The organism is Vibrio sp. 10N.261.51.A4, from assembly GCF_041471945.1.
Classification (GTDB): domain Bacteria; phylum Pseudomonadota; class Gammaproteobacteria; order Enterobacterales; family Vibrionaceae; genus Vibrio; species Vibrio crassostreae_C.
This window is the reverse complement of record NZ_JBFRPJ010000047.1, coordinates 151,368-167,776: the sequence shown is the minus strand read 5'-3', so window position 1 is coordinate 167,776 and position 16,409 is coordinate 151,368. Positions and strand designations below refer to the sequence as shown.

16 protein-coding genes are annotated in these 16,409 nt (G+C 44.2%); 10 read left to right on the top strand and 6 right to left on the bottom strand.

Going from position 1 to position 16,409, the window contains the following annotated elements; genetic code table 11:
- Positions 1-215: 215 nt before the first annotated feature.
- The 3 genes from AB4384_RS11415 to AB4384_RS11405 form a co-directional block, all read right to left on the bottom strand.
- Positions 216-752 (bottom strand): MltR family transcriptional regulator, encoded by a 537-nt coding sequence (locus AB4384_RS11415; protein ID WP_198592367.1) that lies wholly within the window; start codon positions 750-752, stop codon positions 216-218.
- Between the two features lie 50 nt (positions 753-802).
- A complete protein-coding gene (locus tag AB4384_RS11410) occupies positions 803-1,951 on the bottom strand; it encodes a mannitol-1-phosphate 5-dehydrogenase (RefSeq protein ID WP_009846102.1) in 1,149 nt (382 codons plus the stop codon).
- Positions 1,952-2,133: 182 nt separating this feature from the next.
- Entirely contained in the window at positions 2,134-4,026 is a 1,893-nt protein-coding gene (locus AB4384_RS11405; RefSeq protein ID WP_372129572.1) for a PTS mannitol transporter subunit IICBA, read from the bottom strand.
- A 571-nt stretch (positions 4,027-4,597) separates the two neighbouring features.
- Here AB4384_RS11405 and AB4384_RS11400 point away from each other — a divergent pair.
- Positions 4,598-5,464: a hypothetical protein gene (locus AB4384_RS11400; RefSeq protein WP_017070219.1), complete on the top strand. Its 867-nt coding sequence runs from the start codon at positions 4,598-4,600 to the stop codon at positions 5,462-5,464.
- A 291-nt stretch (positions 5,465-5,755) separates the two neighbouring features.
- Entirely contained in the window at positions 5,756-6,412 is a 657-nt protein-coding gene (locus AB4384_RS11395) for an NAD(P)H-dependent oxidoreductase (protein ID WP_017061511.1), read from the top strand.
- 437 nt (positions 6,413-6,849) lie between these two features.
- Here the strand turns inward: AB4384_RS11395 and gltS are convergent, their stop codons facing one another.
- Both gltS and AB4384_RS11385 read right to left on the bottom strand, forming a co-directional pair.
- Positions 6,850-8,076, bottom strand: coding sequence for a sodium/glutamate symporter (gene gltS, locus AB4384_RS11390; RefSeq protein ID WP_017060972.1), 1,227 nt, complete (start codon positions 8,074-8,076; stop codon positions 6,850-6,852).
- 316 nt (positions 8,077-8,392) lie between these two features.
- Positions 8,393-8,749: a YibL family ribosome-associated protein gene (locus AB4384_RS11385; RefSeq protein WP_017060971.1), complete on the bottom strand. Its 357-nt coding sequence runs from the start codon at positions 8,747-8,749 to the stop codon at positions 8,393-8,395.
- A gap of 326 nt (positions 8,750-9,075) precedes the next feature.
- Here AB4384_RS11385 and AB4384_RS11380 point away from each other — a divergent pair, with 326 nt between their 5' ends.
- Positions 9,076-9,873: a DUF4344 domain-containing metallopeptidase gene (locus AB4384_RS11380; protein WP_017060970.1), complete on the top strand. Its 798-nt coding sequence runs from the start codon at positions 9,076-9,078 to the stop codon at positions 9,871-9,873.
- Between the two features lie 134 nt (positions 9,874-10,007).
- On the opposite strand, the gene AB4384_RS11375 is transcribed toward AB4384_RS11380, so the two are convergent.
- The gene (locus AB4384_RS11375) at positions 10,008-10,394 is read right to left on the bottom strand and encodes a tautomerase family protein (protein WP_017072356.1); all 387 of its coding nucleotides are present in this window, start codon (positions 10,392-10,394) and stop codon (positions 10,008-10,010) included.
- A 252-nt stretch (positions 10,395-10,646) separates the two neighbouring features.
- Here AB4384_RS11375 and AB4384_RS11370 point away from each other — a divergent pair, with 252 nt between their 5' ends.
- The 7 genes from AB4384_RS11370 (at position 10,647) to AB4384_RS11340 (ending at position 16,409) form a co-directional block, all read left to right on the top strand.
- Positions 10,647-11,267: an LON peptidase substrate-binding domain-containing protein gene (locus tag AB4384_RS11370; RefSeq protein ID WP_372129571.1), complete on the top strand. Its 621-nt coding sequence runs from the start codon at positions 10,647-10,649 to the stop codon at positions 11,265-11,267.
- A 110-nt stretch (positions 11,268-11,377) separates the two neighbouring features.
- A complete protein-coding gene (locus AB4384_RS11365) occupies positions 11,378-12,025 on the top strand; it encodes a sigma-70 family RNA polymerase sigma factor (RefSeq protein ID WP_372129570.1) in 648 nt (215 codons plus the stop codon).
- Positions 12,018-12,698 carry a ChrR family anti-sigma-E factor gene (locus tag AB4384_RS11360; RefSeq protein WP_017060966.1) on the top strand — a complete coding sequence of 227 codons (681 nt, stop codon included), beginning with the start codon at positions 12,018-12,020 and terminating at the stop codon, positions 12,696-12,698. Before AB4384_RS11365 ends, AB4384_RS11360 begins: the two co-directional genes overlap by 8 nt.
- A gap of 174 nt (positions 12,699-12,872) precedes the next feature.
- Positions 12,873-13,820 carry a DUF523 and DUF1722 domain-containing protein gene (locus AB4384_RS11355; protein ID WP_017070215.1) on the top strand — a complete coding sequence of 316 codons (948 nt, stop codon included), beginning with the start codon at positions 12,873-12,875 and terminating at the stop codon, positions 13,818-13,820.
- The gene (phrB, locus tag AB4384_RS11350; RefSeq protein ID WP_372129569.1) at positions 13,817-15,232 is read left to right on the top strand and encodes a deoxyribodipyrimidine photo-lyase; all 1,416 of its coding nucleotides are present in this window, start codon (positions 13,817-13,819) and stop codon (positions 15,230-15,232) included. Before AB4384_RS11355 ends, phrB begins: the two co-directional genes overlap by 4 nt.
- A gap of 14 nt (positions 15,233-15,246) precedes the next feature.
- Positions 15,247-15,678 carry a nuclear transport factor 2 family protein gene (locus tag AB4384_RS11345; RefSeq protein WP_050647550.1) on the top strand — a complete coding sequence of 144 codons (432 nt, stop codon included), beginning with the start codon at positions 15,247-15,249 and terminating at the stop codon, positions 15,676-15,678.
- Positions 15,678-16,409, top strand: coding sequence for an SDR family NAD(P)-dependent oxidoreductase (locus tag AB4384_RS11340; RefSeq protein ID WP_372129568.1), 732 nt, complete (start codon positions 15,678-15,680; stop codon positions 16,407-16,409). The genes AB4384_RS11345 and AB4384_RS11340 overlap by 1 nt, the downstream gene beginning before the upstream one ends.

The window sequence follows — 16,409 nt, the reverse complement described above, 5'->3', positions numbered from 1 at the left end:
CTTTACGGGGTCACTTCAGAATGTGGCTTTTTTTGTGCCTGCTGCTTTTGTATTTAATGGGAAGATATTTCGGATATTTTTTAGAAGCACAAAAACAACAAAGCGATTTCTCCAACGAGAGAAACCGCCATCATTTTAATCTTTGTATTGAAACGAACGAACAGCTACAAGTTATGTAGGATGTGAAACAAGATAAGCAGAGCTGCAAACTAGAGCTAAGAGCTCAGCGCGTTATCTCGGCATAGGGTAGTGATAATGTCAGTGATAGCTAATACGATCGTCGACTTCACCTTTTGATTATGTCGCCCCAAGAACATTTCAAGCATTGGGCCAGACATCGTTTCCACCATCTCCGCGTCATATTCGATAGGCATAATACGCTGAATCGCGTGCACCTTGTTGAGCTCAAATATCACATCAACTTCTGTAAAGCTGGTGTCTTCACCCTGTATTTTCGCCCACTCTTTCAAGGTAACGAAAACCTCTAGATCGTCGTAGAGTTCTTTACTGATCACGCCAAGTCCGAGTAGCAACTTAGCACGAATCATGATCTCGCCTAACGGCCCACCACTGTTGAGAAGTGGCTCGACAACGAACTTAATTGCAGTGTCGTCTTTCTTAAAGATGTTTTTTAATACGGCATCTACCGTGTCGTCCAATGCATCATAAGCAGCCATTAGGCAGGCGCTAGCACTCTCAGCTTCCGAAAGGGCTTCGAGTAATTCAGTTTCATGGCTTGTTTGTATTGGCATAACGGCTCGACAATAAGAAAGTGCCACTGGTGTGGCACTTTGATGGTTTATCATTTCAATGCTAGATAAGCTTCTTCCGCTAGTTTAACAACTTCTGAGTCACTATTCAGCTCAGAATAATGCGCTAATGTCTCAGCAAAGCCTTTTTCTGCGAACATTGCTTGAAGTTCAACCGCTTGTGGGTCGTCTTCGTTCTTGTAATGGAACGCAGCAGCGATTGCTTTTACTAGGTGAGCATTCGGTAGGCCGTACTCTAATGTACCGTTTAGAGGCTTAACTAGGCGGTCTTGCGGGCTCAGTTTACGAATTGGCTGACGACCAACGCGGTCTACTTCATCACGTAGGAACGGGTTAGCAAAACGACCTAGAATCTTTTGGATGTAGGCAGCGTGTGCTTCTGGATCAAAGCCGTAACGCTTAATCAGAACCGCACCACTCTCTTCCATCGTCGCTGTTACTTCAGCGCGGATTACGTCATCTTCGATAGAGTCTTTAATAGTCTCATGACCTGCAAGCACACCAAGGTATGCCGTTACCAAGTGACCTGTGTTTAGCGTGAACAGTTTACGCTCAACGAAAGCCATTAGGTTATCAGTGCATTCCATTCCTGGGATGTTTGGAATCTCACCTTTGAATTGTGTTTGATCTACGATCCACTCGCTGAACGTTTCAACCGTTACCGCTAGAGGATCTGTTTCGCCCGCTTCTGCCGGTGGAACAATACGGTCAACCGCAGAATCAACAAAGCCAATGTGCTCTTCAGTGAACGCTTTCATTTCATCAGAAAGGTGCTCTAACACGGCTGCTTTTAATTGGCTAGTACCGCGAACCATGTTCTCTGCCGCGATGATGTTCATTGGTGCAGTGTTGTTTGCTGCTGCACGCTTTTCAATGCCTTGAGCGATAGACTTAGAGATGATTTTAAGAACAGTAGGGCCAACGGCTGTCGTCACAAGATCAGACTCAGCGATGCAATCTACTACAGCGCTTGTCGCTGAGTTTACTGCTGTCACGTTCTTAACCACTTCGACAACACACTCTTCGCCAACAATCTTAACTGGGTATTCTTGGCGTTCAATTAACGCATTTACAACCGTTTCATTTACGTCAGCAAACGTAACCTTCATACCTGCATCAGAAAGAAGCTTACCAATGAAACCACGACCGATATTACCTGCACCAAAATGTAACGCTTTCATAATTTTGACCTTATAAATATTTGAATCTAGATAGCTAACGGCTCAACAACATACCTTGACGATGTGCCTTAGGCATTAAGCAGTAAGCTATTCAGACTGAATCTTGTAAGAAAGATTAAGACCGAAATGAGGCCAGTAGGGGGATACTGGCCTCCTTCACTCAGGAGCTTGACTAGAGCTTTTTAGTTTCCGTTGAGAATACGTAGAACATCAGCAGGGTTTGTTGTGTTCTGTAAGCATTCCACAGCTTCTTCATCATCGAGTGAATTGGTAATCGCCATCAGCACCATGTTGTGCTCATCGCCTTGTGCGGCAATACCGATAACCATCTTCGCGATATCATCTTCATCTTCGCCCCACTGAATACCTTCAGGGTACTGACAGAAAACAATGCCGGTTTTTTGTACATATTGTTTCGCTTCGATTGTGCCGTGTGGCACAGCGATAGACTCACCTAGGTAAGTAGACACAAGCTCTTCACGAGCAAACATGCCGTCTACGTATTCCGGTGATACGTTGCCAAGTTTTACTAATTGTTCGCCAGCAAACTTGATTGCGTCTTCTTTCTGAGTCGCTTTTAGGCCAAGGAAGATGCTGTCGTCTGTCAGTGCAAGCTTGTTGCCTTCTTGTGCTGCAGCTACAGCAGGCGCCGGAGCTTCTACTTTCGCTTCACCACTTTGAGCATCGACAAGCTCAGCAACTAGTTGGTCGTATACGCCGCCGTCTAGGAAGTTGCTTAGAGACATATGCATCGCACCTGGCACAGTGCTACGAGCACGGTCTGTTAGGTCTTTATGCGTAATAACGATTTGCGAATCAGCCGGTAGGTTGTTGATTGCGTAGTTGGTCACTTCAATGTCTAGGCCAGCTGTTGCTACTTTCTTACGTAGTAGACCCGCACCCATTGCACTTGAACCCATACCCGCATCACACGCTACATAAACTGCTTTTACATCCGCTAGGTTTACGTTTGCTTCTGATGCTGCACCTTTAGAAGACGCTTTCATGTCTTTCATTTGTGCAGAAGCTTTCTCTAGTGAATCTTCCTCATCATCTTGCGCTGATGTTTTAAGAAGGATTGACGCTACAACAAACGATACTGCCGTTGCTGCGATAACCGATAGAATCACGCCGATGTAAGAGCCTTTTGGCGTCATCAGTAAGACTGCGAAGATAGAACCTGGAGATGCTGGAGAGATAAGGCCAGAATCGAACACTACGTTAGTGAATACACCCGCCATACCACCTGCGATTACCGCAAGAATTAGACGTGGGTTCATTAGAACGTAAGGGAAGTAAATTTCGTGGATACCACCTAGGAAGTGGATGATAGATGCACCAGCAGCAGATTGCTTCGCGCTACCTTTACCAAACACCATGTAAGCAAGTAGAAGACCAAAACCAGGACCTGGGTTTGCTTCGATTAAGAAGAAGATTGAACGACCAATCTCTTCAGATTGCTGGATACCTAGTGGAGAGAAGATACCGTGGTTGATTGCGTTATTTAGGAATAGAATTTTCGCAGGTTCAACAAAAATAGATGCTAGAGGTAATGCACCTGCTTCTACCATTGCGTTTACGCCAGCAGCAAGTCCGCCAGATAGAATCTTAACCGCAGGACCAATCACGATGAACGCGACGATCGCACAGATCATGCCGATGATACCCGCAGAGAAGTTATTCACTAGCATTTCGAAACCACTCTTCACTTTACCGTGAACAGCTTCATCGAATTTCTTAATTGCGATACCACCTAGTGGACCCACAATCATTGCACCCATGAACATTGGGATATCAGTACCAACGATAACACCCATTGTCGTGATGGCACCCACTACCGCACCGCGGTCACCACCAACCATTTTACCACCGGTGTAACCAATCAATAGTGGCAATAGGTATGTAATCATAGGGCCAACCATTGATGCTAACGTTTCGTTAGGCCACCAACCGGTTGGGATGAATAGTGCAGTAATGAAACCCCACGCAATAAATGCGCCGATGTTTGGCATTACCATATTGGATAAGAAACGACCAAAGTTTTGAACCTTAATCTTTGCTTCTGGTGATAACATAGGTAGAACCCCGTAATGTATTGGTTGGTCAAATGACCGAAAGTGTGTACTCAAAAGTCGATTAAAATGTATCACAACATTTCCAAAATGCACCTTAGCCCAACTTTCGTGACAACCATCACACACGAAAAACACTTTAGGGTTAACAAGAGCACTTTAGATCACAAAAACACCATGAATTTAAATTACAAAGCCAAATTAATGAGAATAAATATCATTAACACAAGATCTAGATCACACTTTATTTTGTAATACTTAAAAATAAATAGTGATCGGAATCACATTTAATAAAATATAGCATCTAAGATCTATATAAACCGTATAAAAGAACATCGTGTCACGTATATAAAATATGCACCCAGATGAGCAAAATCGAGATACCTGTAATTTAATTACAGGTTGAGCTGCATTTTGCTAAACATACAAAACGAGACCTAACGCTCTACTAAAAACATAGACCACTGAACTGCAGTTAGCATTGATAGATGTGATATGGTATTTACCAACGCTATCGCATCATATATATATCCAACACCCATCAGCTGATCACTCCGCTATTTGAGAAAAGACTATGTCAGACAAAATTTCCACATCCGCACTCGCTAAACAAAAAGGCATAGAAGCTAAAGCTTTATTTAGCGATCTAAAAACAGCGGGCTATATAGTGCGTTCACAAGAGCGTTGGATTCTCACAGAACGGGGAGAAAGCTTTGGTGGGGAATATGTCGAACACAAGAAGTTTGGTGTCTTTATTGTCTGGCCAGAGAAACTGCTTATCGATTTGGACTCATTCTCAGGAAAAACACTCACCGCCACCCAGCTTGGCAGTGCCTTTCAACTCAGCGCAAAGAAAATCAACTTACTGCTCAACGAGCTTGGTTGGATAACAAAAGAAGAAGACGGTTGGCATGTCACCTCTACAGGCTTAAAAGCCGGAGGTGAACAAAGAGAAGACAAAGCGACTCAAAACTTATTCGTGGTATGGCACGACTCATTGGTTCGCAATAAACGTTTAAAGCAGTCTGTTGTTGAATTCCTAGGGCATGATGCTGAAAGCCACTCGACCGATGTGTCATTCTCCAGTTTTCGTCAGAAATTTGAGGCGAAGCACCGAAGCTTAGACGGGCATTATGTTCGATCAAAGGGAGAGCTGATCATTGATAACTGGCTTTATATGGCAGGAGTGGTCCATGCGTACGAGCGTCCGCTTCCGATATCAAAAGAAGTGATCAGCGATTTTTATCTACCAAGTGGCAAAGTATACATCCAGTTCTGGGGAACTGATTCTGCGCCAATCGCCGAAAATAAACGTGAAGCTACGAGAAAAATCTATGAAGAGCATGGTTTTGGTTTAATCGAAATCACGCCAGAAGATATCCCCAACCTAGACAGCGTACTTCCGCCATTATTGCGCCAATATGGTATCAAAGCGTACTAAGCTACTGAATCTAGAGATTCCACCTCCATTAAGATCACACTTATTGAATCATTATGGACATTATTAACCATAGTGATTTGATATGTTCGCTATTTTTCCCGAGTCATTCTTCTATTATCTTACACCCATCGACTTGAGCTACCGCAGATACTCGATTTATTGGGGCATGTTCGATAACTATTTAGACGTTCAATCTATTGAGATTCGTTTAAATTGGTTATCCGTTTATTGTTGACGTAACTGAACATAAAACCCTACAACATTTATTATTGATAGATATTAGGATTCAACATGACTCATCCAATCATTACTGATCTAAACACTCGTTACACAGCTAAAAAATACGATGCAGAAAAGCGCATCTCTGCGGAAGACATGGAAGTAATCAAAGAAGCACTTCGCTTGTCAGCTTCTTCTATCAACTCTCAGCCTTGGAAATTCATCATCATTGAGAGTGACGCAGCAAAACAACGCTTCCACAATACTTTCGAAAACATGTTCCAGTTTAACCAACCACATGCGAAAGAAGCGTCACACACGATCCTGTTTGCTCACGATCCTAAGTACACTAAAGAGAAATTCGCGAAGCGTGCTGATACAGAAGTAAGCTCTGGTCACTTACCAGCTGAAATGTACGAGCAATTCTTAGGTGCTTACGCATTCGCAGAAATGAACACAGACGAAACAGGTTTCAACGGTAACTGGACTAAGTCTCAAGTTTACATCGCACTAGGTAACACACTGCACACACTAGCTCGTCTAGGTATCGCTTCAACACCTATGGAAGGTGTAGATGCAGCTATGATCAGCGAAGAGTTTGCTGACGAACTAGAAGGTCACGTTGTTGATGTAGCGCTAGCTATCGGCTACCACAAAGACGGCGAAGACTACAACTACGGCAAACCAAAAGCGCGCCTAGCTCTTGATGAAGTCGTTACAACACTTTAGGGCGTGTTGACCTTTCGTGGTTAAATTTTGTTCGGATGGGGACGCCTAGTCAAAAGCGTTTTAATCGCGGCGAGGGAGAAGTAGCCTAGTCATTCTAAGCAAACCTCCCTCAACAAAGAGTAAAACGCTTTTTGCGGTGGCGCCCAGCCCGAACCCTTCGGGCAGCGTTTGCTGGTCATTTCTACTGCGTTATCGGCTTCTCATGTAGGCTAGCTACACATCGATGCCTCTGCCTTGTATAAATACCCAGCAACTCACTGCAAAAATCAGCTCGAAAGATCAACACGCCCTAGTTATTGATGTGACAGAGCCCTAACCGCAGGGGTATCAGGCAAGAAAACCTCGATAAACAAGAACAAAAAAAGCCAGTCAACAGACTGGCTTTCTTGTATTCATCTTAGTGCGATAAGCACATTGCGTTTAAGTAAAGGCGAACATTAACCGATAAACGAGATGTAACCCTGAAGGATAATCAGGTTAACGATATCGATAAAGAAGGCACCAACAATTGGCACCACCATGAACGCCTGTGGTGAAGGACCAAAACGGTTCACCAAAGAGCCCATGTTCATTACCGCTGTTGGTGTTGCACCTAGGCCGAAACCACAGTGACCACCTGCCATAACCGCTGCGTCGTAGTTAGAACCCATTACTTTGAACGTCACAAAGTAAGAGAAGATACCTAACACAACCGCCTGAACCGCAAGGATAACCAAGAACGGAATCGCAAGGTCAAATATGTTCCAAAGCTTAAGGCTCATTAGCGCCATTGCTAGGAACAGTGACAATGACACCGTACCAAGAATATCGACCGTTTCGCTGTCAGTCTTATGCAGCTTAGTCACTTCAAACACGTTAGTGATGAACACACCGATAAACAACGCGTAAACGAAGTCAGGAATCATCAACCAAGAAATTTCAAAAGTCGCCACCCACTGCTCTAGGTACTTCGCACCCGTGATACAGATAAGAAGGATGAACAACACTTCAATCACCTTCTTCGCCGTCACTTTGTCTTCTTCATACTCGTTGTAAGTAACAAGTTCAGGGAAGCGTTCATGTGTTTGCGTGCCAGTGCCGTACTCAGATTCAAGCTGGTTTTTATCAATCAGCTTTTGCGCCACTGGGCTACCGATAATACCACCGATGATCAAACCAAAGGTCGCTGAAGCCATCGCGATTTCTAGCGTATTTGCAATGCCAAACGTGTCTGCAAAAGTTTGAGACCAAGCCGCGCCTGTGCCGTGACCGCCCGAAAGGGTGATAGAGCCAGCAATCAAACCCATCAAGGGTTCAAGGCCTAGTGCCGTAGCTAAGGTTACGCCTACACCGTTTTGGATAATGATGTAAACCGACGCTACCCCTAAGAATAGGAATACCTTAGCACCACCTTTTATCAGCTGCGTGTAGTTCGCCGCAAGACCGACCGTTGCAAAGAACATCAACATAAACGTGTTCTGCAGGGGCAAGGAAAACTCAAGATCAAGGCCGTTAAAGTGCAGGGCTGTAATAGCAAAAGCGACAATCAAGCCGCCGACAATGGGCTCTGGAATGTTGTACTTTTTGAGAATCGGAAGCTTTGCATTGACGAAATGACCTAGAAACAAAACACTAATCGCGATTAGGAAGGATTCTAGTGGTCCAATTGAAATTAATTGATTCATATAACCTCTATTTTTTTACGTTCTCATCTTCCCTAATGAGTCTAGTTTTATCTGTAATTATTTGTGCTGCTCTACCTATATTTATACAAACTGGAGAGAAAGTGTGGATTCGAAAAGCGAACACATTACTGCGATCGCTTAGTACCATGTTAGTAGCACGTTAACTTTTATAGGAGATAAAAGGATTTGTGACAACAATCACCTCCTAAAAGTTGAAAACGGCGTGAGTATCTATGCCGCTGACTCTGCTTTCTTAATACCTAAAAAAGCAAAAAGGAGCTATTTTTAGCTCCTCTTTCATCACCATCGCTGGTAATTAGAATTTTTTCGGTGCGTAACCAGTCATAACCTCAATGCGAAGTTCTTTACCGATCTTCGTCATTGGGTGAACAATTACGAGTCCTTTAACAGACTTTTTAAGTTTACCCATATCCGCTTGCTCAGCCTTAGTGATCTCACGGCTAAATGGCATATCAACCAGAGACTTACGCTCTTGGTTCACATCATAGCTTTCTTTGTGTTTAAGCTGGGCTATTTTCTTAGTTAGCTTCTTAATCTCTTCCTCGAACTGACGAACAACAGGACGATCATTACGAGTTTTAGCAGCATCTAACTTGTGGCGACACTTGTCTAGACGGTTGTTAATTTGTTGAAGTTCGTTTTTAACACTCATAATAATTTCCTAAGATTAAACAAGCCAATTCGGATTGGGGCGCGGAGTATAGCACAAGGGTTGTGTTGAACCGAAATTTATCTGTTAATTACCAATAGAAACGAATCACATCGACACCGCTCATTCAGCTTACTTATTCTTTGTGGCGAATCTCTAAGCGGATTATTCATTGATAGGATAGCGCCTACTTCAAAAATTGCAGTCCTCGATGCATCAAAATTCCGTCTAAACTTATACTCTAATGCAATAACTAAATCAGGGTACACAGCTTGGAGTTGTTACCCCCAGCACGACTCTGAATCGCAACGTAATCACAAGGATAGCCGATGACATTATTGAAACGAACATTGACCTGCAGCCTAGCCCTGAGTGCAATGTTTGCCACAACTTATGCATCTAGTGAACAAGCCACCCAAAGTAACCTAATCGTCGAGTACTCTACACCGCAAAATACCGAAGAAGAGCAGCTCAAACGAGAGATTCAAAGCAGTGGCGTTAATGACACCGTGGTCGACCTATCAAACCAACTCTTCATGTTTGAGAAGCCATTAACCATTCAATATGGCGGGGAAGAAGGACCACTCTACGATCCACAAACCCATCAAGTACTGATCCCTTACAGTTTTTACGCTGAGTCACTCAATTACTTTGAGAAGAACCAATACGAAAAAGAGTATGGGAAATCTGCGCAAACCGGCGCTATTGATACCTTGCTGCACACCCTGCTACACGAGACTGGGCATGCGTATATCGAAGATCAGAACATTGCCATATTGGGTAAAGAAGAAGATGCGGTTGATAACCTAGCAACCGTGCTACTGCTTAACTACGTAGAGCATGGGGCCGACGCTGCTATCAGCGCTGCAGACATGTTCGCTTTCGAGTCAGAAGACCGCCCAGAGTATTACGACTTGGGGGAATACATCGACGAGCACAGTTTCGACCTGCAGCGTTACTTCTCCACGTTATGCTTGGTGTATGGCAGCGATCCCGATGCCTATAAGAACTTGCTCGATGAAGTGGAAAACGACTATTTGAAAGACAGAAAAGAGTTCTGCGTTGAGCACTTTGACGTGATCAATGAAAATTGGCATCAGTATTTAAAAAAGAGTGACGATGCTTAGATGCTTAAAGGTTAGTGTCGAGAACTAGGAAAACGGCTTTGGCATCAAATTCCAAAGCCGTCACTCGATAGATTGGCTTAAGTCTTACGTGTTAAGAGTTAAGAGTTAAGAGTTAAGAATTAAGAGCTTAAACCCTAGACGTTCACTTTGTACTTCAGATCTTGAGCTTCATCGCCGGTCATCCCTCGAAATCCCCAGCAATGCGATGGCTGTTCCTTAATGGAAATTTCAATATCAATTGGAGAGATAGCTAACTGCTTCTCTATCTCAGAAAATATCTTCTTAATTAAGCGCTTTTTGGTGTTTACCGCTCGACCTTCCATCATATTTATCTCAATGACGGTATAGGCTTCTGTTCTTCCTTCCGGGTAAAAGAAGTCATCTCGTTCCAATGGCACAAACCGATGTGCTCGCTTGTCATCGGGTAAACCCATTTCACTGTTCAAGCACTGCTGCAACACATTAGAGAGCTGCAACTTAATTGGATTTAAGCACTCTTTGATACCATAAATAACAATCATGACCATTCCTTTGATGCGATGTTAGGTATAGAAGAACGTCAGATAGAAGCATCGTCTGGCAACTACCCATTCGCTTACTATTTGTTCATATATTACCTAATGACGCGTATGAGAAAAGGTAAAAACAATGAATTTATGAACAGGTGCAACAAAATATCTATCCCTTTGCGAACATAAGCCGAAGCGAATTGATCGAACACCACCCTCCCCGCGTATATCTTCTCGAATCACATCTGAACTAAGGAGTACTATGTGCCGAATTCACCTAGGAAGACCACGCGGACAGACGCCGAACCAGAAACACCCGTAGAGTCTTCTCTGGAGCTCGCTGTGTTTCCCCTCCCCATCTTCCTTTTACCGGGAGGCAGACAAAGACTGCGCATTTTTGAGCCAAAGTATCTCGCGATGGTCGCTCACGCAGCGCAGGGCGATGGTTTCATTATCGCCACTCAAGACAAATCTAACTCTGATCATCTCAGCTCTTGGGGAACAAAGGTGACCATCGTCGACTTCAATATGTCGGACGACCAGATATTAGAAATTGATGTCGAAGGCGAAAAGTTGGTGCAATTGCATGGTTCGTTTCGAGACGACGATGACCTGATTAAAAGCAACTTCAGCTTGATGCCTCACTGGCCAGCCCATGAATATAAAGTGCCTAACGTGTTTACCGCATTTTTGGTTCAGTTGTTTCGCGACCACGATTCGATAAGAACACTCTATCCCACTCCAGATTTCGAGAGCCCACAATGGATTTGCGCGCGACTACTCGAAATGATGCCTATCCCTTTGGAAAAGAAAACCGAATTTACTGAACCAGCCAGTTTTCCGTCTCTAGTTCCTTTTTTGAATCAAATCATTACGGGGCAATAAGCACTTTTCTCCACTATAATTTTGTATAGTAGAAACTAATTTAAATTAAAGTGATCCCGACTTTCTCCTTTCACGTAGTGCCTATCAAATTCGCATTATGGTTAGTTACTATGCAAGTGGAAAGCAGAAGTTCAGGGAACGGCAAGGAGCATGTCATTATTCCCGATAACAAAGTACCTACAGACAACAAAGTACCGACAGAGCTATCGAGCTGGTTGATGTTGGTTGGTACAGACCGAGACAAGCAGGCGTTCACCTATTTGTTCAAGTTTTTCGCTCCTAAGATTAAGCGTTTTGGTATTAGTAAGTTGGGTGGCGAAGCGGCTGCAAACGAGCTAGTTCAAGACACGATGACTAATGTTTGGAAGAAAGCACATCTTTACAATGTAGACAAAGGCGCAGCGACCACTTGGGTTTACACGGTAATGCGTAATGCAGCGTTCGATATGTTGCGCAAAGTGAAAGCGAAAGCCGAACAAACGATAGCCGACGATATTTGGCCAATCGATGCGATGGTAGCCGAGTCTCAAAGCGAAGATTTGCCATTCGGTGACCATTTGATGAGCCGACACGTAATGACTCAAATAGAAAAGTTGCCTCTCGCTCAGAAAACCATCGTCAAAGGCGTTTACTTTCAAGAGCTCTCTCAAGAGCAACTCGCTCAGCAACTTGGCGTCCCACTTGGAACAGTGAAATCACGTCTGAGACTCGCTTTAGCCAAATTAAAAGTTCACATGGGGGAACAAGACCATGATTAAACATCACCCAAACGCGGCAATCTTGAAAGACTTCGTCGATGGCACGTTGGCTGATTCAGTTTCTTTGATTGTTTCTAGCCATGTAGAGCTGTGTGAACACTGCCAACAACAAGTCAAGCAGCTTACAGCTGTAGCAGCGAATAATGCTTTTGACGCAGAGCCAGTATTCTCAAATGAAGATCTAGACAGCTTCTCAATGGACGACATGGACTTTGATTTTGACGCGATAGAGCAAATCACAGCTGATACTTCTCAGTCTGTTGAAGTGACTCCAGAGGTTCAGAAAGTAACTGTTGCTGACACGACATTCACAATCCCTCGCGCTCTAAACTCAGTAGCGAGAAAGGACTGGATGAACCTAGGCAAAATTTCACGAGCAAGACTCGATTTTGCTGACGAAGCACACCACACCAGCTTGTTGCACATCGACAAAGATGGACAAGTGCCTTGCCACACCCACAAAGGCTTCGAGATCACGCTTCTTCTAGAGGGCAGTTTCGAAGACGAAATGGGCGTTTACAACAAAGGTGACTTCATCTGGTTGGATGGCAATCACACTCATCAACCGGCAACAAAAGAAGGTTGTGTCTGTTTAACCGTTTCAAGTGATGCGCTTTACTTCACAAAAGGTGTGAGCCAACTATTCAATCCACTTGGAAAATATATCTATTAACCCAGTTGCAGGCTATAAATATACAGGATGGCATAAAGCTATCCTGTATATCGTCAATACATCTGAATAAAAACAACTACGGTGTCAAAGTAAAAACACACCCAGCTCTGTAAATACGATTAGCAATGTTGAACTATAAGAAAAAGCTCAGAGCAAGAGCAAAGGAGTTGGCCAATGGAAAAGAAAATCAAAATCGGTATCAGTGCATGTGTTGCTGGACATAAAGTACGTTTCGACACAGGTCATAAACGCTCTCGTTTTTGTACAGACGACCTAGCAGACTACGTGGAATTGGAACCTGTTTGCCCAGAGATGGCTGTTGGTCTTCCAACCCCTCGTCCAACCATTCGTCAAACAAGAATGCTAGATGACATCATCCATGTTTCTCGCCCTGATGGCTCAGGTGATGTGACCAACGAACTGATCGAGTTCGGTCAAAACTACTCAAAGAAAAACCAACACATTGCTGGCTTTATTGTGTGTCAAAAAAGCCCAACCTGCGGCATGGAGCGCGTGAAGGTGTACCACCACCATGGTCGCGGCTCTGAATCGACAGGCGTAGGCATGTTCACCCAACAAATTATGGACGGTAACCCGTTACTCCCCGTTGAAGAAAACGGCCGCCTTAACGATCCCATTTTGCGTGAAAACTTCATGACTCGAGTATTCACATACCAAAAATGGCTCGATCTTGTGGATGAAGGTGTGACCAAACACAAACTGATTCAGTTCCACAGCGCCCACAAGTACCTCGTCATGTGTCACCACGTTGAGGGTTACAAAAGCTTAGGCAAACTGCTAGCGGGTAATGACTTAGAAATCGACGAATTGGCGGCTCAATACATCGAGGGCTTGATGACAGCATTGTCACATCACGCGAACCGAGGGAGTCACGCCAATACGCTGCATCATTTGCAGGGTTACTTTAAGAAACAACTGAGTAGCGCCCACAAACAAGAGTTGACCAACCAAATTGCAGCTTTTCGAGAAGGTGTTATCCCACTGTTAGTGCCGCTGACACTGATAAATCACTACCTGATGGAATACCCGAACGAATACCTAGAATCACAGGTTTACCTAAACCCCCACCCTCAAGAACTTAAACTGAGATACGGATATTGAGCGACATACTATGGATACGACGAGACCTGCGGATTCACGATAACCCAGCGCTCGTCTCGGCAGTTGAAAACGGCGTAACAATCGCCGTTTTCATTTCAACTCCTCAAACGTGGCAGCAGCACCACCTTGCGCCAATCAAAGCTGATTTCATCTATCGTCATCTAAAACAACTCGATTCCCAGCTCGCTGAATTCGGGATAACGTTGCTTCACCTAAAAGCGACCGATTTTGACGACCAATCCAATCAACTCATCGATCTATGCCAGCAGCTTGATGCCAAGTGCGTCTACGCTAACTCTGAACCAGAGGTCGATGAACAAGCTCGCGATAAAAAGCTGATTTCAAGCGGCCTAAACCTGAAGATCAGCGATTGTGACGTTATGCTGCCACTCGGTAGCTTTCTCAACAAACAAGGCGAGATGTTCAAAGTCTTTACGCCCTTTAAGAACGCTTGGTTAAAAGAAGTTCAGGTGAAAGGCATCATCTGCAGTCCAGCTCCTGTCGAGTCAGCTGAACGTTCACAAACACAGCTTCCTGACGACTTACAAGCCTTAACCATCTCTGCTGACTATGATTTCGATTTTCCGCGTGTTGATTCGAGTCGCTGGCCATTAAGCCAAGATGTATTGGGCAATGTGATCCCCAATTTCTTAGGCAATAAAGTCAACGACTACGCACGTCTGAGAGATATTCCCTCAGTTAAAGGAACATCGGGGCTATCACCTTATTTAGCGATTGGCGCCGTGAGCCCACGTTGGTTAGCGATTCAATTGATTCAGCAGCAACCCGATCTGTTATTTGATACGCAATTACCGGCCTTTTGTTGGCTCAATGAATTGATTTGGCGAGATTTTTATAAGCATTTGATGTTCCACCACCCTAAACTGGTCAAAGGTGCTAACTTTCAGCAAAAATACAATGGTTTAGATTGGTATCACGATCATCCTAGCTTCAAAGCTTGGTGCGAAGGAAAAACAGGATATCCATTGGTTGATGCCGCAATGCGTCAACTGGTTGAAACGGGCTGGATGCACAACAGACTAAGAATGGTGGTGGCAAGCTTCCTAACCAAGCACCTGCTTATTGACTGGCGTTGGGGCGAGCGTTTCTTTATGTCGCACCTTATCGACGGAGACTTTAGCGCCAACAACGGTGGCTGGCAGTGGGCTTCAAGTACTGGCTGTGATGCTCAACCTTACTTCCGAATTTTCAATCCAATCACTCAGAGTGAAAAGTTTGATCCAAAAGGAATTTTTATTCGTAAGTACATACCAGAGCTGCAAAATATCCCAGATAAGCATGTACATTTCCCACATGACTTTATCGCTAAAAACGGAATAGACAGCGAATACTGGCAACCCATCGTTGAGCATAAAGAAGCACGATTGAGAGCCTTAGCCTTCTTCAAATAATTAGAGTGAATATTATGGATAACTCTCTATGGCTTGATAACTTTCTCAACATGTATCGAGAACTCGGAACCGACAATTTCGACGTGCTTAAGACGGTTTATCACCCTGATATTGAATTCCAAGATCCGCTGCATCATGTCAGCGGTATTTCGGCGCTTACGCACTACTTCGAGAACCTCTACACCCAAGTAACCAGCTGTTACTTTCATATCGAACACACTTTCGAAGCGAACGACGAAGCTTCCGTTTACTGGACGATGCAGTTTGCTCACAAGCAATTAAATGGGCAAAAGCCAATCGAAGTACAAGGACACAGCCATCTCAAGATGCTCGACGGTCAAGTGATTTACCACAGAGACTACCTCGACGTCGGTTCTATGTTGTATGAACACATTCCAGTACTGGGCTGCGCGATAAAATCCATCAAAAAGAGAGCGAGTCGATAATGCATATTATGATTACAGGCGCGACCTCAGGTATCGGCCAATCCCTAGCTAAAGATTACGCTCAGCAAGGGCATCAGGTGATTGCTTGTGGCCGCAATCCAGACAAACTGCAAGCCTTAGTTGATTCTCACGATACAGACATCGCGCATTCATCAATTACACCGCTCTGTTTCGATCTGACTGATTACCACAACTTTCCAGAACTCGACCAAGACAAGCCGCTCGACCTGCTGATTTTAAATGCAGGTGATTGTGAGTACATCGACGACCCAGTGAACTTTGATGCCGAGCTATTCGAGCGCGTCATCAACATAAACCTAATTTCAATTGGCTACGCCCTTAAAGCTTGGTTAAAAAACATCAAGCCCGGCGGCCGTTTGGTTTTAGTCAGCTCCAGCGCCAGCTTTTTACCTTTGCCAAGAGCCGAGGCTTATGGCGCTTCAAAGGCAGCCCTCACCTACTTAGGCAGAACACTTTCGGTTGATCTGGCAACGCACAACATTCATGTCTCAATTTTGCACCCTGGCTTTGTTGAAACGCCATTAACCGAGCGAAATACGTTCTCTATGCCTATGATTATTAGTAGTGAGGCCGCAACTCAGCGAATCGTAAATGGTATCGCTCAAGGAAAGAGTGAAATTGATTTCCCAAGACGATTCATCATGTTGATGAAGCTACTAAGAATGCTTCCAACTCCAGTTTGGCAAAAACTCGCTTCAAGGATGGTATAA

Bases quoted from the DNA above. Each gene is read 5' to 3' on its own strand.
- AB4384_RS11340 (WP_372129568.1), top strand. From the start codon at position 15,678: ATGCATATTATGATTACAGGCGCGACCTCAGGTATCGGCCAATCCCTA.
- AB4384_RS11360 (WP_017060966.1), top strand. From the start codon at position 12,018: ATGATTAAACATCACCCAAACGCGGCAATCTTGAAAGACTTCGTCGAT.
- AB4384_RS11400 (WP_017070219.1), top strand. From the start codon at position 4,598: ATGTCAGACAAAATTTCCACATCCGCACTCGCTAAACAAAAAGGCATA.
- AB4384_RS11380 (WP_017060970.1), top strand. From the start codon at position 9,076: ATGACATTATTGAAACGAACATTGACCTGCAGCCTAGCCCTGAGTGCA.
- AB4384_RS11375 (WP_017072356.1), bottom strand. From the start codon at position 10,394: ATGATTGTTATTTATGGTATCAAAGAGTGCTTAAATCCAATTAAGTTG.
- AB4384_RS11405 (WP_372129572.1), bottom strand. From the start codon at position 4,026: ATGTTATCACCAGAAGCAAAGATTAAGGTTCAAAACTTTGGTCGTTTC.
- AB4384_RS11395 (WP_017061511.1), top strand. From the start codon at position 5,756: ATGACTCATCCAATCATTACTGATCTAAACACTCGTTACACAGCTAAA.
- AB4384_RS11410 (WP_009846102.1), bottom strand. From the start codon at position 1,951: ATGAAAGCGTTACATTTTGGTGCAGGTAATATCGGTCGTGGTTTCATT.
- AB4384_RS11355 (WP_017070215.1), top strand. From the start codon at position 12,873: ATGGAAAAGAAAATCAAAATCGGTATCAGTGCATGTGTTGCTGGACAT.
- AB4384_RS11385 (WP_017060971.1), bottom strand. From the start codon at position 8,749: ATGAGTGTTAAAAACGAACTTCAACAAATTAACAACCGTCTAGACAAG.
- AB4384_RS11345 (WP_050647550.1), top strand. From the start codon at position 15,247: ATGGATAACTCTCTATGGCTTGATAACTTTCTCAACATGTATCGAGAA.
- gltS (WP_017060972.1), bottom strand. From the start codon at position 8,076: ATGAATCAATTAATTTCAATTGGACCACTAGAATCCTTCCTAATCGCG.
- AB4384_RS11365 (WP_372129570.1), top strand. From the start codon at position 11,378: ATGCAAGTGGAAAGCAGAAGTTCAGGGAACGGCAAGGAGCATGTCATT.
- AB4384_RS11415 (WP_198592367.1), bottom strand. From the start codon at position 752: ATGCCAATACAAACAAGCCATGAAACTGAATTACTCGAAGCCCTTTCG.